Raw genomic sequence first — 16,822 nt, forward strand, 5'->3', positions numbered from 1 at the left:
TCTAGTTACATACCATCACACAAGCCTGTCCGCTGCGTCAAGTCAGGCGCGCAACCGACTCGCGGATTACGAGTTCGGGTTCAAGAATGACCGGATCAACCGAAGTGTTGTCATTGCGAAGCAGTGTCACAATCATCTCCGCCGAAATCCGCCCGATTTGGCTAGGATGAATGTTCACAGACGACAGGCCCGGTATCATCGCATCGTTTTGCTGAATGTTGTCGAAACCCATAACCGACAGGTCCTTGCCCACCAGTACACCGATCGTTTTACCGGCGCGGTAAACGCCGGTGGCCTGATCGTCGTTAAAACACAAAACCGCCGTGGGCAACCGATGCTCCGCATGGGCTTTCAGCACCAAGTCATACGCGAACTCTGGCAGTTGAGAACCCGGATGCAATGCGCAAGCGCTGGCTGGTAGTCCGGCTTCGGCCAGTGCTTGGTAAATTCCATTCAGGCGTCCCCTCCAAGTCGTAGTCTGCTCATAGCCTCCGACAAACCAGAACGACCGGTGGCCACATTCAATCAGATGGCGCCCCGCCAGATAGCCGGACGCCTCTTCATCCGCACCGACAAACACAGCCCCCGATCCGGGTACGTCACGCACACACACCACAGTTGGGATATTGCGGCGCAGAGTCTCGGAAATTGATTGGGTATTGGGGACGTGAACGGGGCTGATGACAACACCAGCAACCCCTTGCGCAATCATCGAAGAGATTAGTTTTTGTTGCCGAACCGGGTCATTTTGCGCAGTCGCCAAAAGGGTCAGGTAACCGGCCTCGTAGGCTGAGGTCTCCAATGCAGCGACAAGTTCGCTGAAGAACGGGTTGACTACTGTGTTCAGAACGACGCCGATCAACGATGACCGGCCCGTTCGCAATTGCGCCGCTGTGTCGTCGCGGATGAACCCGAGCTCACGGGATATCTCCAATACACGTTCGCGCGTCTTAGTTGACACACGTCCACTACCGCTCAGCGCATAAGAAACAGTCGCGTTGGACACACCTGCCGCAGCAGCAATGTCAGAAATTTTGACTCGTCCCAACCCAACTTCCCGATTTCTAGCGCAATTTTCGAATTCATACCGCAGTTATGGCGTAGAAAAAATGAGCACACTTCCGTTGCCGTTGTCTAGGACCAGAAGTTATAGCCGAGAAATTCACGTTACCGCAAAGTGACTGCGGTTGTAGGGACTATGGAAACCGGCTGCTTATGCGCGCCAGTATTGGCTGGTCGAACTTGATCTCAATTCCATTGCCCCGCTTGCCCACACCCTATCTGTAGTGAATTGCACTTATCCGGCACTCGGATTGCAAACATCTCGGATTCTCGATCGAGTTATTTTACATCTATCGAGCGGTTCAAACTCACATTATTTGCGAATGAGGTCAGATATTTGCGACGGGCCGGCAATCATCCGCCTCGGATCACATTAAATGCGAACTGCATGTCAGCTGGAGAACATGGACTGCACTGATTGGACGGATGCAAGCGCAGCAATCACCGTTCGCTGAACGGTCCCCAAAATGGTAAGGCGCGGACAAAACACCAATCCGCTACGGCTTCTACAAGGTCAGTTTTTCACACATAGCGGGGATCGCCGCTACCATCGCTCAACGGCTGCAATGCTGGAATTGCAGAACTTCGTAAAGTGTCTGCACTATCTCGGATTAGTGCCGCAGTAATTGTTCATTGCTCAACGCACTGCCCCAACTTATCGGTCAAACATTTTTCATCAGAGCGCCACTTACTTCGATGGAAATCCAACCCCCATCGACGCACGAACTTAGAGCCAATCAAGGGACCTTCTGATGCACCCATATCAGAAATCGTTATCGTAGATTGAGCAGCCTCATCTGACTGGTCCAAATTGATTATTAGTGCATCGTCGGACTGTGATCCATTGGGATGATGGTTTCAGGTGCTGACGGACGATAGCCCAGTGCACTGTGGGGCCGCTATGTGTTTTAGTGCCTCCTCCATTGTTCGACTTGGATTTGTGCTTCGCGCAGGCTGTGGAGGATTTCTCCGTTGATTAGCTCGTCCCTGAATCGGCCATAGAGGCTTTCACAAAATCCGTTCTCCCATGAGCTGCCAGGTTCGATTTAAGCCGTTTTGGTGCCGACGGCAGCAATCCAATCTCTTACAGCCAGAGCGGCAAATTCTGGTCCATTGCCTGAACGTATGATACGGGGGCACCCCGAAGTATGAACAGATCCGTCCGGGCGTCGGTTACATCGACCGAGTTCAGCTTGCGTTTCACCCTAGTCGCCAGGCACTCCCGGCTGAATTCATCAAGGATGTTCAGCGTCCGGAAGGCTTTGCTATCGTCAGTTCGACAATAAATGAAATCATAGTACCATACATCATTGCGATACTCCGGCCTCAGGCGAACACACGACCCATCCACTGCCCGGCAGGGCATTGCGTAGCGATGTCCCGAGAGGGTTCAGCCAGAGCCGTCCTTTCTTCGGTTTCTTTATTGGCACTTTCAGCCCTTCTCGCCGCCACAGCCGTTCAACCCGCCCATCACTGACAGACCATCCGGCCTCTCTCAGCAGCGTAGCGATCCTGCGATAGCCATATCGGCCGTACTGTCGAGCCAACTCGATCATGTCGGCGACCAGTCGGTCTTCGTCTGCACGACCTTTTGGGAAACGTCGTTGCGTGGACCGGTGTTGCCCCAGCACGCGACAGGCGCGTCGCTCGGAAACCTTCAGCTGGCTGCAGACATGATCGATACAGGCACGACGACGAGCGGGGCTCAAAAGTTTCCCTTTGCAGCTTCCGTCAGGATCAGCTTATCCAGAGTCAGATCAGACACCGCACGTCTCAGTCGCTCGTTGTTCCACCTGAAAAACGGTCCCCCGGATCGTTTGCTTGACCGGCTCCAATTCTTAAGCCGTTTCAGTTCCTTGAATTGATCACCACCCATCCACCGTACTTCTTCCGCCGACGGTAATAGGTTTGCTCAACAACACCGATCTGCCTGATCGCATCAAGTCGGGACATGTTTTGCCCCATCAAAACTTCAACCTGCCGTAACTTCGAGACAATCTCTTCGGGCTTCCGTCTCTTGTTTACAGTTCGCGGTCCTCCGCTTCTTAAACATAACGGTGGACCAGTTCAGGTGGGGAGGCTCTGGTGGCTCCCCTGCAGTTCGAAATACAGCCTAGCCTCTGAGCTTTCGATTGGTAGGGCAGGTGAAATCTGCCCACTATCAGCCAACATGACCGTTTCGCGCTTGAGTTGAATTTCACGCCCCGATTCCGATTTTACAAAGGTGCCGGAGGTGCTGCGATCCGTCAGCACCAGTTTGCCCGCCTTTATGCTGAGAATGGCATGAACCCGGGACACCCATGGCTGTGGCAGCACCACGTCGCAATCCGGTGACCTACCGATGGTAAATGCCCCGTCGCCAAGGAAACGCCAGGTACGGCCCTCATGGCGAAGAAGGAGTGCAACGGTCCCTTGTGGTTGCCAATAATCTCCGGATTTCCCGAAGTTTCGCGGTAAATGTGTTTTTTTGCTTTGGTCCGAGTCGGAGTGGATTAACGAGTATGCCATTAGCGGGTCGCTGACACCTTTGAGACTGAGCTGGCCAAGCGGTATGAGTCTTTGGCGAAGACTGCCCGGTAAAAGAGCGGCGACATCTTGACTAACGCAGGCTTCACCGGGATTTGCGGCAGTTGCAAAGCGCGCGGTGATATTGACGGCTTCGCCGAAGATTCCTTTCTCGGCGACAACAATCGGGCCGCAATGTACCCCAACACGCACCATTAGTGGCGTATTCGAAGACGGTTCAATCAGTGTCAAAGCCGCCTGAAAAGCGGCGCTCGGGGATTCGAAATAGCTGAGAACATCATCTCCTTTTTGCCCAACTGGTATGCCGCCAAAAGACAACAACACGGCCCTTAAACGATCAATCTCCAGCTGGATCAATCTCTGAGCCTCGTCGTCACCAACAGCCTTGTACAGTGGAGTGCTGCCCGCGATATCAGCAATAATCATGACGGCGAATGTGGAATTGACAACCAAATTCCGGTTCCTTTTCCCTGTAACTTAACCCCACAGGAATTGTGCATACAGATAAATGGCAATACTCACAGATATTTGCCGCTCGTCGTGTCGTTTGCAAGGGCTGTGTTACATGGTTTAGAGACGAGACCGATCGGAGCACCAAAGCACTTTCGACGATAGTTGTTACAATCGGGATGAACTAAGACCGCAGAAATTGTACCAAGATTGCGGAACACAATCTCTGCTGTCAGTGAAAAGAAATTCGGTTCTATTGCGAAGTTTTGGTTGGACGACAATAACGTGCTGCCGCAGCGGGTTTAAGAGGCGAGCTCAGCGAACTAGCGAAACAGACAGAACTTTGCAAAAGAATCTACATTTAAGCGACTCCAACCTATTATGCGCATAATTCGGGCTTTTTGATCTTTACTTTACAGGCCTCATTTAATTACCATTATACTCGATAAGTATCCCTTATTACGTGTGACTGATTTCTCCGGGAAGCGCGCGCAGAGCTGCAATCACACCAAAGAAGTCGGGGCCGCCTTGATCAACTTTTGCCGACCGAATTCAGTCTTTTTACTATCTCTCTACTTCGTTCTTCAGGAACTCCGCTTACATCTGCAAAGACTGGCCACTGTTTCGCCGCATGGCGCACTTGCTCGATGATTTCAAGCACGCGTCGTTTTCGAATGCCGCACCCCTCTCCTGCTGCAACCAAATCTTCATGAGTCGGGTTCCTGCCGTTTCCATTCACACTCAGATGATGTTCGCCGCCAGGGCCGTCGGAAAAGCTCAGGTCATATGCGGGCGACAGGCGCCATGTTCCGTGATGGTCCATCAGGAAGGCGTGGTTCTTGATGTGGTCATCGCGGTTGTGGGTTAGAACGTTGAAGACCATGCGCCGAAACATCTCTTCAACGTCACCCTGATGGTTGGTCATGAAATAGGTCAGTTTCAACAAGGTTTCATAGTCCACAACCGGTGCGGTGAAATCGGCGTTCAGAATACCCGCGACCGTGTGCATATGCAGCCGCCGACCCTCGGGTCGATCAAAGCGAAGGGTTGCGAACAGGTCTTCACCCGAACCGGTCGAAAGCAATCGTGTATCCGACATGTTGATTCCGGCCGCGCGCGCCATTTCCGCATAGGCTTGTTCCTCACGCGCGGCGCTGGACGGGTCGGACGAGGATCGGAATTTAATGAGGTAATGGCTGAACCCCTCCCCTGCCCCGCTGCGATGATCCCGCAACATGCCGGTTTCTGTGTTCACCAAGGCGACAAATTTTGGCCGCGCCCCGGCCGAGCCGCCACTGCCTGCGCGAAGCCGGGACAGGTCCTCGACAGACAAGTCCTGTTCGATATGCTGGGCAGTTTTAGCGAACCAATCCAGGTCGATATCTTCCTGTTTGGTCAGTTCCTCTTCGGGATGATAGCAAAGCGCCCCCATGCCGTACTGGCCGACTATGGCCAGACGGTTTACTGGCGTCAGCTCATGAACCGCCCTGCCCCGCCGTGCCATCTCACGGTCAATCAGCAAGCGGCCCCAGCCATCAGGCAGTGAATCCGCCAGGACACCCGGCAGCCCATCAAACGGAGTATGGTCGCCAAAATGCAACCCCTGCCAGGATCGGATCGCATATGGCGAAATCGGCAACGGGTTTGCGACGAACTCCGGCGCCCATTCAATGGCGGCACGTCGCTGGTCCTTGACCCACGCCACCTGTCCAACCACACGCCGATGATCTCCAAAGTCCAGTTCGATGTTCAGACGATCAGCCATCAGCCCTGCCTTTTTCCGGCCCGCTTGCGGTCAGCCCTTGCGGACCCCAATTCCTCCAGTGACGAAGCTGTTGGCTTTGGAAACAGATCTTCGAATGCGTCCAGCGCGCCCAACGCCCCGGCAATCGCCAAAAGTGCCGCCAGTGAAATCTCGCCACTTTGTTCAAACCGTTTGAGTGTCGACAGCGGCACGCCCGATTTTTCGGCCAAAGCCTGCTGTGTCATGTTATGAGCCAGGCGCAGACCGCGGGCAGAAAAACGAATCTTGTCCTGCACCGAACCAGGTGTCGGGGTCTCAAAGCTAAAGGTCAATATATTGCCCTTTCGCGCAAATTTTATCATCTAAAGATAATATAATGTCTTTTGACACCAAAGGAAACCTGCGAATCCTGCCCGTGTTCGCCCCCTTCCCCGCCTTAGGATGATTCCCGAACGTCTGTTTCAAAGCTTGATCCGAGACTATCACTGATGTTTCACGAGATTTTCCATGAATTCCATGAATTCCATGGGGATTCACAATTATTTATTCCTTTCAATGCTTTGCGTCGTGTATTGTTTTGAGAAGCCGCTCCTCTACTATATATTGCAGACCCTGCGATATCTCGACATTGAAGAAGTTGTTGCCAAACCACCCCCTTCTTGCGTAAAAAACGATAAAAACAGCGTTGGCGAAAAACAGCGTTACTGAAAGAGGGCAGACGTGGCTGAACCTATCCACATCAATCAGCGTGTTCGCGAGAACGCTGAGAATCTGACTGCGGCTTTGGAAAGCCACATGATGACAGTGTTTGCGCCCGACGCGCGCAAAGAGCTTCGACTGTTCAGCGCCGGAGAAGCCGCCGGTCTGCTGGGTATCTCACCCAGCTTTCTGCGCAAACTGCACTTCGACAGCCGAATCCCCGATGTACATACCACCCCAGGTGGTCGTCGCCACTATTCCGCTGAAGACCTGCTAACCATACGCGAGGAGCTGGAGTCGACCGCAAAGACAACTGGGACTTATCTGAAAGGCCGCCAGACGGGTGACAAGGTGCAGGTTCTGTCCTTTCTCAACTTCAAGGGCGGATCGGGCAAAACGACCAGTGCAATCCACACAGCACAGCGTTTGGCCTTGAAAGGATACCGGGTTCTTACCGTCGATATTGACCCTCAGGCGTCTTTGACCACTCTGTTTGGCTATCGCCCTGAATACGACTTTCTTCAATCAGGTACGATCTACGACGCCATCCGATACGAAGACCCCCTGCCCCTCTCCAGCATCATCCAGAAAACCTTTTTCACCGGTATTGATCTGGCCCCGGCCGGTTTGATCCTGCAGGAATTCGAGCACGAGACCCCGCAGGCATTGCTGAACAACGTGCAGCCTGCGTTCTTTTCCCGGATGGCGACCGCCCTTCAGGAAGTCGAGGACAATTACGACGTGATCATCTTCGATTGCCCACCGCAACTGGGCTATCTGACCATGTCCGCGCTGTGTGCATCGACCGGGGTGCTGATTACAGTCGTGCCCAATATGCTGGACATCGCCTCGATGTCCCAGTTCCTGCAAATGAGCGCGGAGCTGCTGGACGTGGTCGCCGAAGCGGGTGCACCGATGGATTTCGACTTTCTGCGGTTTCTAATCAATCGCTATGAACCCAGCGACGGACCCCAGCAACAGGTTGTCGCCTTCCTGCGGCAGTTGTTCGGAAATGAGGTCATGGTTGCGCCGATGCTGAAATCCACCGCGATTTCCGATGCTGGACTAACTCAGCAGACGGTATTCGAGGTCGAACGCAGCCAATTTCACCGCAACACCTATGATCGTGCGGTGGACTCATTGAATCTTGTCAATGACGAGATCGAGTCGTTGCTTCAACATGCATGGGGGCGCTGATGGCACGTAAAGGCATTCTGACAACCAACCTGAACCAATCCGGCGGCGCTGCAAAACCCGAAAAGCCCCGGATGATGCCACGCGGCGCGGTTGGCGCCTTGCAGTCTTCCTTGTCGAAACTACAGGAAAACGCGGTGCAAGAGATCGACTGCGCCCTGATCGACGATGCTGGGCTGAAAGACCGGTTGGGGATGGACAGCGAGGCACAGCGACAACTGGTCGAAAGCCTGCGCACTTATGGGCAGCAGGTTCCGATCCTATTGCGACCGCACGCCAAAGAACCGGGCCGGTTCGAAATCGTCTTTGGCCGCCGCCGCCTGATGGCGCTGAAAGAGCTTGGCCAGCCGGTCAAGGCGATGGTCCGGCAACTGGACGACCACGCGCTGGTTCTGGCGCAGGGACAGGAGAACACCTCGCGTCAGGATCTGTCCTTTATCGAAAAGGCCAGCTTTGCCGCACAGTTGAAAGAGGCTGATTACGACCGCGAGACCATCGCGGCGGCCCTGTCGATCGACCAGCCGATGGTGACGCGCATGCTCAAGGTTGGGACGGCATTCTCCTTGCCCTTCCTGCGCCAGATCGGGTCTGCGCCCAAAATTGGCCGCGACCGTTGGATGACACTGGCCGAGGCCCTGAAAGACAAAGCCGCCACCAGCCGCGCCAGCACCTTCATGAACCGCCCCGAGTTTCTGACACTGGACTCGGATCAACGGTTTGAGGCGGTCCTGAAACACGTGCAGAAGAAACCAAGCGCCAGCAAACCAGCAGCCGCCAAACCGCGCACTTTGCGTGACGCCGCGGGCAAGGCTCTGGCCGATGTCCGGCTGACAAATCGCGGCGTGACCCTGAACATTCCGTCGCGCACAGCAGACGGCTTTGACGCCTGGTTCGAAACAAATGCCGAGACCCTGATTACCGAACTTCACGACCGCTGGAAAAACGAACGGTCGGAAGACTAAGACCACAGAGAAGCAACCACAGGAGGCACGAGCAGACCACAAAAAAAGCCCCCCAGGACAGATGATCCCGGAAGGCCCTTTTCAATCTTAGCACCTTTGAAATAGCCCCTCCGAATCGGTCCTGTCAACTCTGCGCGCTGCGCGGGGCAGGGATTTTTTGTGTTTCGTGAAAAAAATATGAAACATGCGTCCCAAAGTGACTTTGGGCGAGGGGCAAGTTTTGCCCTGTCGTCTGTCGACAAATGGGAAGTGCTGTCCGCGCTGACCACGGCCTCAGCGGATTTCGACATCTCTCATCGTACATTGACTGTGCTGAAAGCCTTGCTGACCTTTCTGCCAGACCGGGACATTCCGACCGAGCCGGGCAGGGCGGTTGTGTTTCCCGCGAACCGCACCCTGTCCGAACGCCTGAATGGGATGCCCGAAAGCACCCTGCGCCGCCATCTGGCGCGGCTGGTGCAGCTGGGTCTTGTCAACCGTCACGACAGCCCCAACCGCAAACGATATGCCCGACGGGTAGGGCAGGGGGTCGAACTGGCTTTCGGCTTTGACCTGTCCCCGCTGAACGGTCATGCCGATCAGATTTTCCTGACCGCTGAACGCGCCACCCGCCGCGCTGAACGCATTAGAACTCTGCGTGACCGGATCGCTCTGGCACGGCAACAGCTGATTGCTCTGAATGACAGCCGCTTTGCCGCGCTGATCGAAAACGCACGCCTGATCCTGCGTCGCAAGTCCTCAGAACAAACGCTGCATAAATTGACCCAGGAAATGGAAGACACAGCCGACCAAAACACAGGCAATGCTATCCACCAGCCTGAATTGCGAACCATTCAATTGAGCGGCCCTGACAATCAAAATGAGCGGCACATACAGGATTCATCTGAATCTAAATTTGACTCTGAAGAACAGACCTCGGACTCGCAAATTCCGGCTGACAAAAAAAACGATGACGCCAATCTTCATATCGTTCTCGATATATGCACTGAGTTTCAGGACTACTATCCCAAGCCGGTCACGGGATGGGCAGAGTTGGTAACAGTTGCTGAGAAACTGTCGCCCATGATTGGGATTGATCCTCCGGTCTTCAACGAAGCGCGAGTCCGTATGGGAGCTGCAACCGCGGCAACATCCGTCCTTTGCATTCTTGAACGTCTGCAAGACATCCGAAGCCCTGGCGCCTACTTGCGCAAGCTGACGCAAAAAGCGCAGAAGGGCACATTTTCATGCATACCAATGCTGAAGGCCTTGGAAAACAAAGGGAAATCGGAGAATTGTCAGCTGACAACTTGAAAAATGCCGTAAAAACAATGGTGTAAGCTATTATTGAGGCAGGGAAGCTGACGAAACTCGATTTTCAAGCGCTTTTGTGGCCACTATGAATTGGATTTCAAGAGCTTACCACTTGCACAACGGTATTCCCCACGTATCCTGCGCGAAGTTACAGAGTGATACATGTATTACAGGTTATTTACCATCATTCCAGATCGGCAAGCGCGTCTCTCGATCGCATCAGAAAATTTAAACATAAAGACTTATGACCACAGATCATTCTCAATCCTCGACAGCTGACAACACCTCGGCCGAAACAATCGAGACGATAGCCCCTTCTACCAGCCTGCAATTTGACATGGCTAAAAAGGTAAACTTCGCCTCTGCACAGAATGACATCCCCGTTCTCAAGACGCTGTCGATCACCAATATGACCGATGGCCCGCTGGATAACATCCAAATAACCCTCACCGCACAGCCCGCTGTGATAAAATCGAGGACCTGGATCATCGACCGGTTGTCCCCGATGGGGAGTCTTGAACTGGGCGATCTGGCGACGCCTCTGGACGTTCAGAAACTGGCCGGTCTCAATGAAACGGAAATCGGATCTCTGACCCTGACGGCTTCGGCGGACGATGGTCCGTTGTCGTCAGAAACTCTGCCTCTGGAGCTGCTGGCCCGCGATCAATGGGGCGGGCTGGGTGACATGGACCGGCTGCTGGCAGCCTTTGTATCTCCGAACGATCCCGTGGTGGCGGCGATCCTCAAGGAGGCGTCGCTGTTGCTGGAACGCAGTGGGCGCGATGGCTCGCTTGAGGGATATCAATCCGGTGACCCGCAGCGCGCATGGATGATCGCTGGCGCAATCTGGTCGGCCGTGACCGGTATGGGGCTGACTTATGCCAACCCGCCTGCATCGTTCGAGGTTGAGGGGCAGAAAATCCGTGCGCCCGAACGAATTCGCAGCGAGGGGCTGGCCACGTGTCTGGACAGTTCGCTGCTATTGGCCGCTGCGTGGGAACAGGCCGGGTTGCATCCTGTTGTCCTGTTTAGTCACGGTCACGCCTGGGCCGGGGTCTGGATCACCAATCGGGATTTTGGGCACGTGACCGAGCCGGACGTGATCACCGTGCGCAAGGCGACTCACGCGAAAGAGTTCATTCCGGTTGAAACCACCCTGTTGACCCAACGCCCGACTGCCGGATTTGAACAGGCGGTCGAAGCCGGGCGGTCCCGAGTGTCCGAGGATCGTGAGCAGGAATTCCTGATGGCTGTTGACATCACCCGCGCGCGCTCGGCCCGGATCCGTCCGCTGGCCAGCCACGTGGCGGCTGATGCCGGTGTGGCCGAGCATATTGAGGCTGCCCCCGCGAAACTACCCGACCCTATCGACTTTGGCCTGTTGCCGTCCGAAGTGATCGAACAAGTTCCCGACACGCCCAAAGGACGGATCGAACGTTGGCAGGCGAAGCTGTTGGACCTGTCGCTGCGCAACCGGCTGCTGAACTTCAAGCCAAGTAAACAGACTGTGCCTTGCCTGGTGCCTGATGTTGGCGCTTTGGAGGATGCATTGGCCGCGGACAAGGCGTTCCGCGCCTATCCGCTGATGGAGGATGATCCCATTGGCGAGCGTCAGCTGTCGCGGCAGGACAGGGACGAGATCATCGCCAGCGCAACGAAAGATGCGTTCGAACGCGGCCAGATCACGATGCCGCTGGATCGCAAGGACGCTGACAACCGCCTGCTGGCCCTGTTTCGAAAAGCCAAGAGCGATCTTCAGGAGGGTGGGACAAATACTCTGTTTCTGGCGGCAGGATTCCTGCGCTGGCAGCGAGAGGGCGAAAAGCGCAGCTATCGTGCTCCGCTGCTGCTGATCCCGATCAAGCTGGAACGCAAATCGGCGCGGTCAGACTTTAGAATCCTGCACCACGAAGACGAGGTTCGGTTCAACTCGACCTTGCTGGAATTTCTCAAGCGTGATTTCGACCTGACCCTGCCCGAGCTTGAGGGCGAATTGCCCCGCGACGACAGCGGCATCGACCTGCCGCGTATCTTTGAATGGATGCGCCAGCGGGTGCGCGAAGTGCCGGGGTTCGAGGTTGTGGAAGAGATCGCGATCTCGACCTTTTCATTCTCGAAATACCTGATGTGGAAGGATCTGGTCGAGCGCACCGATCAGTTGCGCAATAACCGGCTGGTGGCGCATCTGGTCGACAACCCTGACAAGACCTTTGAGGGCGGGGCAGGGGACGCGATCCCGGCCGAACAGATGGATCAACGACTGGCACCCAAGGATCTGGTTACACCTCTGCCCGCTGACAGCTCGCAATTGTCAGCCGTCGTTGCAGCAGCTGAGGGGCGGGATTTCGTATTGATCGGCCCGCCGGGCACCGGCAAAAGTCAGACCATCGCCAATATCATTTGCCAGTGCCTTGCCCATGGTAAAACGGTGCTGTTCGTCGCCGAAAAAGCTGCGGCTTTGGATGTTGTGCAGCGCAGGCTTGAGGCACACGGGTTGGGCGATGCGGTGCTGGAGCTGCATTCCAACAAGACCGACCGCAAGCGGGTTCTGACGCAGCTTGGCCGGGGATGGGACAGGGCCTCGGCCACCAGCGAGCAGGACTGGCTGGATGTCACCGAGAAGCTGCGGATCAAGCGCGACCAGCTCAATACCTATGTGCAGGCGGTTCACGCCAAGGGTGCGCAGGGGTTTTCGGTCTTTGACGCGATTTCATGGACGGCGGGGGCACCAAAGGGACTGAAACTGTCCTATGCGGATAAGGATGCCCATGATCAGAACAGTTTTGACCGGTTGCTTGAGATCACAGAGGAACTTGGCCGTACCTACACAGCTGTAGGCGGTGGCACACCGCTGCCATTGGTGGGAGAGGCTGAGTGGTCTCATGCCTGGGAAGACCAGATCATTGAACGGACCAAAACCCTGAGGGCGTGTATCGACCGTGCCATGCGATCATCTTCGGATATTTCAGGCCGGCTGGCATTGACCCCGGACCGGATGCTGAAGCCGGAACGTCGCGCTCTGCTGACCGACCTGTCGCGCCGTATTGATCCCGACGCGGACGATCTGCGCATGGTGCCGCGCCTGTCAGAGCGTGACCTGCACGCCGAAGTGGATCAGTTCGAGACCGCGCTTGTTGCGTTCATGGACGCGCAGGACCAATGCAGCGCGTCCTACACCGAAGACAATATGAAACGCCTGCCGTTGGATCAGCTGGATGCGGAATGGCGCGCGGGTGAGGCGGGGTTCTGGCCATTTTCCGCCCTGAAAAAGCGCAAGACCCGCAAGCTGTTGCAAACCTATGCCAGCTCGGGACAGGTTGAACTGGGCAGGGATTTGCCAGCGTTGGAAGAGTGCCGCAAACAGCTGGCAGTGCTGCAGGATAGCCCGGTAGCCGATACCGCCGGCGCAGACCGGTCGCTGCACAGATTGAAGGGGCGGGTGGCTCAGGCGAACTCGTTGCGAGCGACATTGGCCGGTGCGCAGTCTGAGATCAACGATACTGTTGCGTTCGGTGCCACTGTCGCTGCGTTGGAGGAAGGACCCACGGGCGAGTTGCGACAGGCAATGGAGGATTGGCAGGCGGCGGACGGCGCATTGAATGCGACAATCACCGAGTTCGCTGGGCTTGGCGGCTTGGTGGACACCGATCTGCCCTTACGCGATCTTCTGGAGGCCGTGGATCAGACACTGGCGCAACGCGGGCGGCTTGCGGACTGGACCCGCTGGGTTGCCATTCGGAACAAGGCCAAAGCCGCGGGGCTGACGCCTCTGGTCGATGCAATTGAGGCGGATCAGTTGAAAGGTGATCCGGTCGCCGAATGCCGCTGCGCATATGCCCGATGGTGGTTGCCTCTGGCTATGGATGCCTCGGACCCGCTGCGCCAGTTCGCGCATTGGGAGCATGAGGATATCGTTGCGGCCTTCCGTAAGCTGGATGACGAGGTCGCCGAACATGCTCCGCGCGAAGTCATGCGACGCATTCATCACCGCCTGCCCGCAAGGGACGGGGTGCCCAGAAAATCGGAACTGGGTGTTCTACGGCATCAGTTGGGGCTGAAACGCCCCTCGATGGCGATCCGGCCTCTGCTGGAGAATCTGGGCGACGTTCTGCCCAAACTTGCCCCTTGCGTGCTGATGTCGCCGTTGTCGATTGCGCAGTATCTTCCGGCAGGTCAGGCGACGTTCGACGTTGTGATTTTTGACGAAGCGTCGCAGATCACGACCTGGGATGCCATCGGAGCAATCGCGCGGGCGAAACAGTCGATCATTGTAGGCGATCCCAAGCAGTTGCCGCCGACCAACTTTTTTGGCCGCAGCGATGAGGCCGAGGAGGACGCCGAAGGGATGATTGGCGACATGCCTTCAATTCTGGATGAGGTGGCGACCGCAGGGATCCCGACGCGCAGGCTGGATTGGCACTATCGCAGCCGGGATGAGGCGCTGATCGCGTTCTCGAACCACTTCTACTACGATGGTGGCCTTGTCACCTTTCCTGCACCCAGCACGGGCAGCGACGCTGTGAAGTTCCACAAGATCGACGGCACCTATGCGCGCGGGGCAGGGCGGACCAATGCGGATGAGGCCAAGGCGATTGTGGCGTTGATCCGCCAGCGTCTGACCGCTTGGCTGAACCACCCCGAGGAGGATCGGCCAACGCTGGGTGTGATCACCTTCAACGCGCAGCAGCAGGGGCTGATCCTGGACTTCCTGGACAAAGTGCGGCGCGATGCACCTGAACTTGAATGGTTCTTTGCAGAAGAGCGTGAAGAGCCGGTGATCGTGAAAAACCTTGAGAATATTCAAGGGGATGAGCGTGATGTGATGCTGTTTTCGATCACGTTCGCTCCGGACCTTGCAGGTAAATTGTCGATGAACTTCGGCGCGTTGAACGCGGAAGGCGGCGAAAAGCGTCTGAACGTTGCCGTCACGCGGGCCCGGCGCGAATTGCATGTGTTCGCCTCGCTGACCCATGATCAGATTGATCTGTCGCGCACCCGGGCGACCGGGGTGCGTGATCTGAAAACCTTTCTGGACTATGCCGAGCGTGGCCCGGTTGCGCTGGCCGCGCGCGAGGAAGGATCGCTTGGACCGGCTGAAAACCCGTTTGAACAGGCCATTGCCGAGGCGTTCCGAGCCAAAGGGTGGGAGGTGCGGACCCAGATCGGTGTCTCGGGCTTCCGCATTGATCTTGGGATCGTGAACCCGGATCGGGCAGGGGCCTATCTGGCCGGGATCGAATGTGACGGGGCCACCTATCACAGCTCTGCCACGGCGCGGGATCGGGACAAGGTGCGGCAGGCGGTGCTGGAAGGATTGGGTTGGACGATCCTGCGCATCTGGTCGACCGACTGGTTCCGCGACCCGGCGGTGGTGGCTGACCGGTTGCATGAAAAGTTGGAAGCGCTGCTGGAAGAAGACCGCGCGGCCCGGCAGGAAGCAGAGCATGAGGCTGAGGAAGAAGACCCGCCAGAGGTGCGGGCCTTGCCTGCACCCGAGCCGCCTCAGACCGACAGCGCGCCGCCGGAGTTTGCGCCGAAAGAGGCTGATGAGCCTCAGCTCTTCGCCTCAGGGTCTCATGCGACCGAGTTGGCCAAGGTTGACGGGCCGAAGGCCGACCCGGAACGTTTCTTTGATCTTGGGTACGTGGGGGTTCTGCGGCAGATCGTTCACGAGGTTTTGGTCGATCAAGCCCCGATGCCCCTGCGCAATCTGGGCCGCGAGGTCGCTAACCGCCACGGGTGGCAGCGCACCGGGCGCCGGATCATGGACAGGGTGGAACACGCGCTTGGCGCGGCCGAACTGCATGATGAGTTCGGCACTCCGTTTGTCTGGCTGGCAGGCACCTATCAGGATCGAATTCCGTATCGCGGGCTGGGAAGCCGCACCATCCGCGATGTGTCCCGCACCGAGGTTGCGGCGGTTCTGGATGAGATTGGCGCGGACCTGAAGGCCTCAGAGGATCCGGCGGGGGATTTGGCCCGTCACCTTGGCCTGTCGCGGGTCAGCGGGTCGGCACGTCAACAGATTGAGGAGATCATGCGGTGGTACGAGGACCAGACGGGCAATGAAGATTCTGCACACAGCTGACGTTCATCTGGATTCGCCGCTGAAATCTCTGGCCCTGCGCGACCCGGAATTGCGTGAACGCGTACAGACTGCCAGCCGGGCCGCTTTTGTCAGGATCGTTGACACGGCCATTGCTGAAGAAGTGACCGCCCTGTTGATTGCAGGAGACCTGTTTGACGGGGCCGAGCGCAGCGCCCGTACGGCGGCTTTTCTGGTGATACAGTTGGAGCGTCTGCGCGAATGCGGAATCCGGGTTTTCTACATCAAGGGTAACCACGATGCTGAAAACCCGGTCACGGGTGAGCTGAACCTGCCGGACAACGTTCATGTATTCGACGGGCGCGGCGGCAAGGTACAGGTGTCGCCCGAGGTTTGGATTCACGGTGTCAGTTTCGCCAGCCGCCATGCGCCTGACAGCTTGCTGCCCAAATTTCTCGGCCCTGTGGATGGGGCCGTCAACATTGCCATGTTGCACAGTTCGCTGGCCGGGGCCGAGGGGCACGATCCTTATGCCCCTTGCAGTGTCGGCGATCTGGTCTCTTCAGGATATGACTATTGGGCGCTGGGTCATGTCCATCGCCGCCAGGTTCACTCTCAGACACCTTGGGTGGTGATGCCCGGAATGCCGCAGGGGCGGGATATGGGTGAAACCGGGCCAAAATCCGCGACGCTGATTAGCATCACGGACGAAATCACCATCGAGGAGGTGCCGACTTCGGTTGTTGAGTTTCTGGAAATGCCCGTCGACGTGAAGGACCTCGAAACGGATGATGCCTTGCGTGATCTGCTGCGCCGCAAGTTGCGTGACGCCGCCGACGGTTTGGC

9 protein-coding genes and 1 pseudogene are annotated in these 16,822 nt (G+C 56.6%); 5 read left to right on the top strand and 5 right to left on the bottom strand.

Annotation, left to right across the window (positions count from 1 at the left end; all coding sequences use genetic code 11):
• Positions 1 to 37 precede the first annotated feature (37 nt).
• The 5 genes and pseudogenes from ACR0DG_RS20780 to ACR0DG_RS20800 all read right to left on the bottom strand — a co-directional run bounded on the left by ACR0DG_RS20780 (position 38) and on the right by ACR0DG_RS20800 (position 6,144).
• Positions 38 to 1,048 (bottom strand): LacI family DNA-binding transcriptional regulator, encoded by a 1,011-nt coding sequence (locus ACR0DG_RS20780; protein ID WP_480700331.1) that lies wholly within the window; start codon positions 1,046 to 1,048, stop codon positions 38 to 40.
• 832 nt (positions 1,049 to 1,880) lie between these two features.
• A pseudogene (locus ACR0DG_RS20785) lies at positions 1,881 to 3,060 on the bottom strand (IS3 family transposase).
• 69 nt (positions 3,061 to 3,129) lie between these two features.
• Positions 3,130 to 4,041: an FHA domain-containing protein gene (locus ACR0DG_RS20790; protein ID WP_480700330.1), complete on the bottom strand. Its 912-nt coding sequence runs from the start codon at positions 4,039 to 4,041 to the stop codon at positions 3,130 to 3,132.
• 529 nt (positions 4,042 to 4,570) lie between these two features.
• Positions 4,571 to 5,803 (bottom strand): type II toxin-antitoxin system HipA family toxin, encoded by a 1,233-nt coding sequence (locus tag ACR0DG_RS20795; RefSeq protein WP_170431530.1) that lies wholly within the window; start codon positions 5,801 to 5,803, stop codon positions 4,571 to 4,573.
• Positions 5,803 to 6,144 carry a helix-turn-helix domain-containing protein gene (locus ACR0DG_RS20800; protein WP_170431532.1) on the bottom strand — a complete coding sequence of 114 codons (342 nt, stop codon included), beginning with the start codon at positions 6,142 to 6,144 and terminating at the stop codon, positions 5,803 to 5,805. The genes ACR0DG_RS20795 and ACR0DG_RS20800 overlap by 1 nt, the downstream gene beginning before the upstream one ends.
• A gap of 358 nt (positions 6,145 to 6,502) precedes the next feature.
• Here ACR0DG_RS20800 and repA point away from each other — a divergent pair, with 358 nt between their 5' ends.
• From repA to ACR0DG_RS20825, 5 genes are all read left to right on the top strand, one after another.
• On the top strand, positions 6,503 to 7,678 hold the full coding sequence (gene repA, locus ACR0DG_RS20805; protein ID WP_170431534.1) for a plasmid partitioning protein RepA: 1,176 nt from the start codon (positions 6,503 to 6,505) through the stop codon (positions 7,676 to 7,678).
• A complete protein-coding gene (gene repB, locus ACR0DG_RS20810) occupies positions 7,678 to 8,637 on the top strand; it encodes a plasmid partitioning protein RepB (protein ID WP_170431536.1) in 960 nt (319 codons plus the stop codon). The genes repA and repB overlap by 1 nt, the downstream gene beginning before the upstream one ends.
• A 177-nt stretch (positions 8,638 to 8,814) precedes the next feature.
• On the top strand, positions 8,815 to 9,930 hold the full coding sequence (gene repC / locus ACR0DG_RS20815; RefSeq protein ID WP_480700329.1) for a plasmid replication protein RepC: 1,116 nt from the start codon (positions 8,815 to 8,817) through the stop codon (positions 9,928 to 9,930).
• 244 nt (positions 9,931 to 10,174) lie between these two features.
• Positions 10,175 to 16,018 carry a DUF3320 domain-containing protein gene (locus ACR0DG_RS20820; protein WP_480707315.1) on the top strand — a complete coding sequence of 1,948 codons (5,844 nt, stop codon included), beginning with the start codon at positions 10,175 to 10,177 and terminating at the stop codon, positions 16,016 to 16,018.
• Positions 15,996 to 16,822 (top strand): metallophosphoesterase family protein (locus ACR0DG_RS20825; protein ID WP_480707317.1); only part of this gene is annotated, 827 nt, incomplete at its 3' end. The genes ACR0DG_RS20820 and ACR0DG_RS20825, both read left to right, overlap by 23 nt.

The organism is Ruegeria sp. BG8 (assembly GCF_056538325.1).

Bases quoted from the DNA above. Each gene is read 5' to 3' on its own strand.
- ACR0DG_RS20820 (WP_480707315.1), top strand. From the start codon at position 10,175: ATGACCACAGATCATTCTCAATCCTCGACAGCTGACAACACCTCGGCC.
- ACR0DG_RS20795 (WP_170431530.1), bottom strand. From the start codon at position 5,803: ATGGCTGATCGTCTGAACATCGAACTGGACTTTGGAGATCATCGGCGT.
- ACR0DG_RS20800 (WP_170431532.1), bottom strand. From the start codon at position 6,144: ATGATAAAATTTGCGCGAAAGGGCAATATATTGACCTTTAGCTTTGAG.
- repC (WP_480700329.1), top strand. From the start codon at position 8,815: ATGAAACATGCGTCCCAAAGTGACTTTGGGCGAGGGGCAAGTTTTGCC.
- repB (WP_170431536.1), top strand. From the start codon at position 7,678: ATGGCACGTAAAGGCATTCTGACAACCAACCTGAACCAATCCGGCGGC.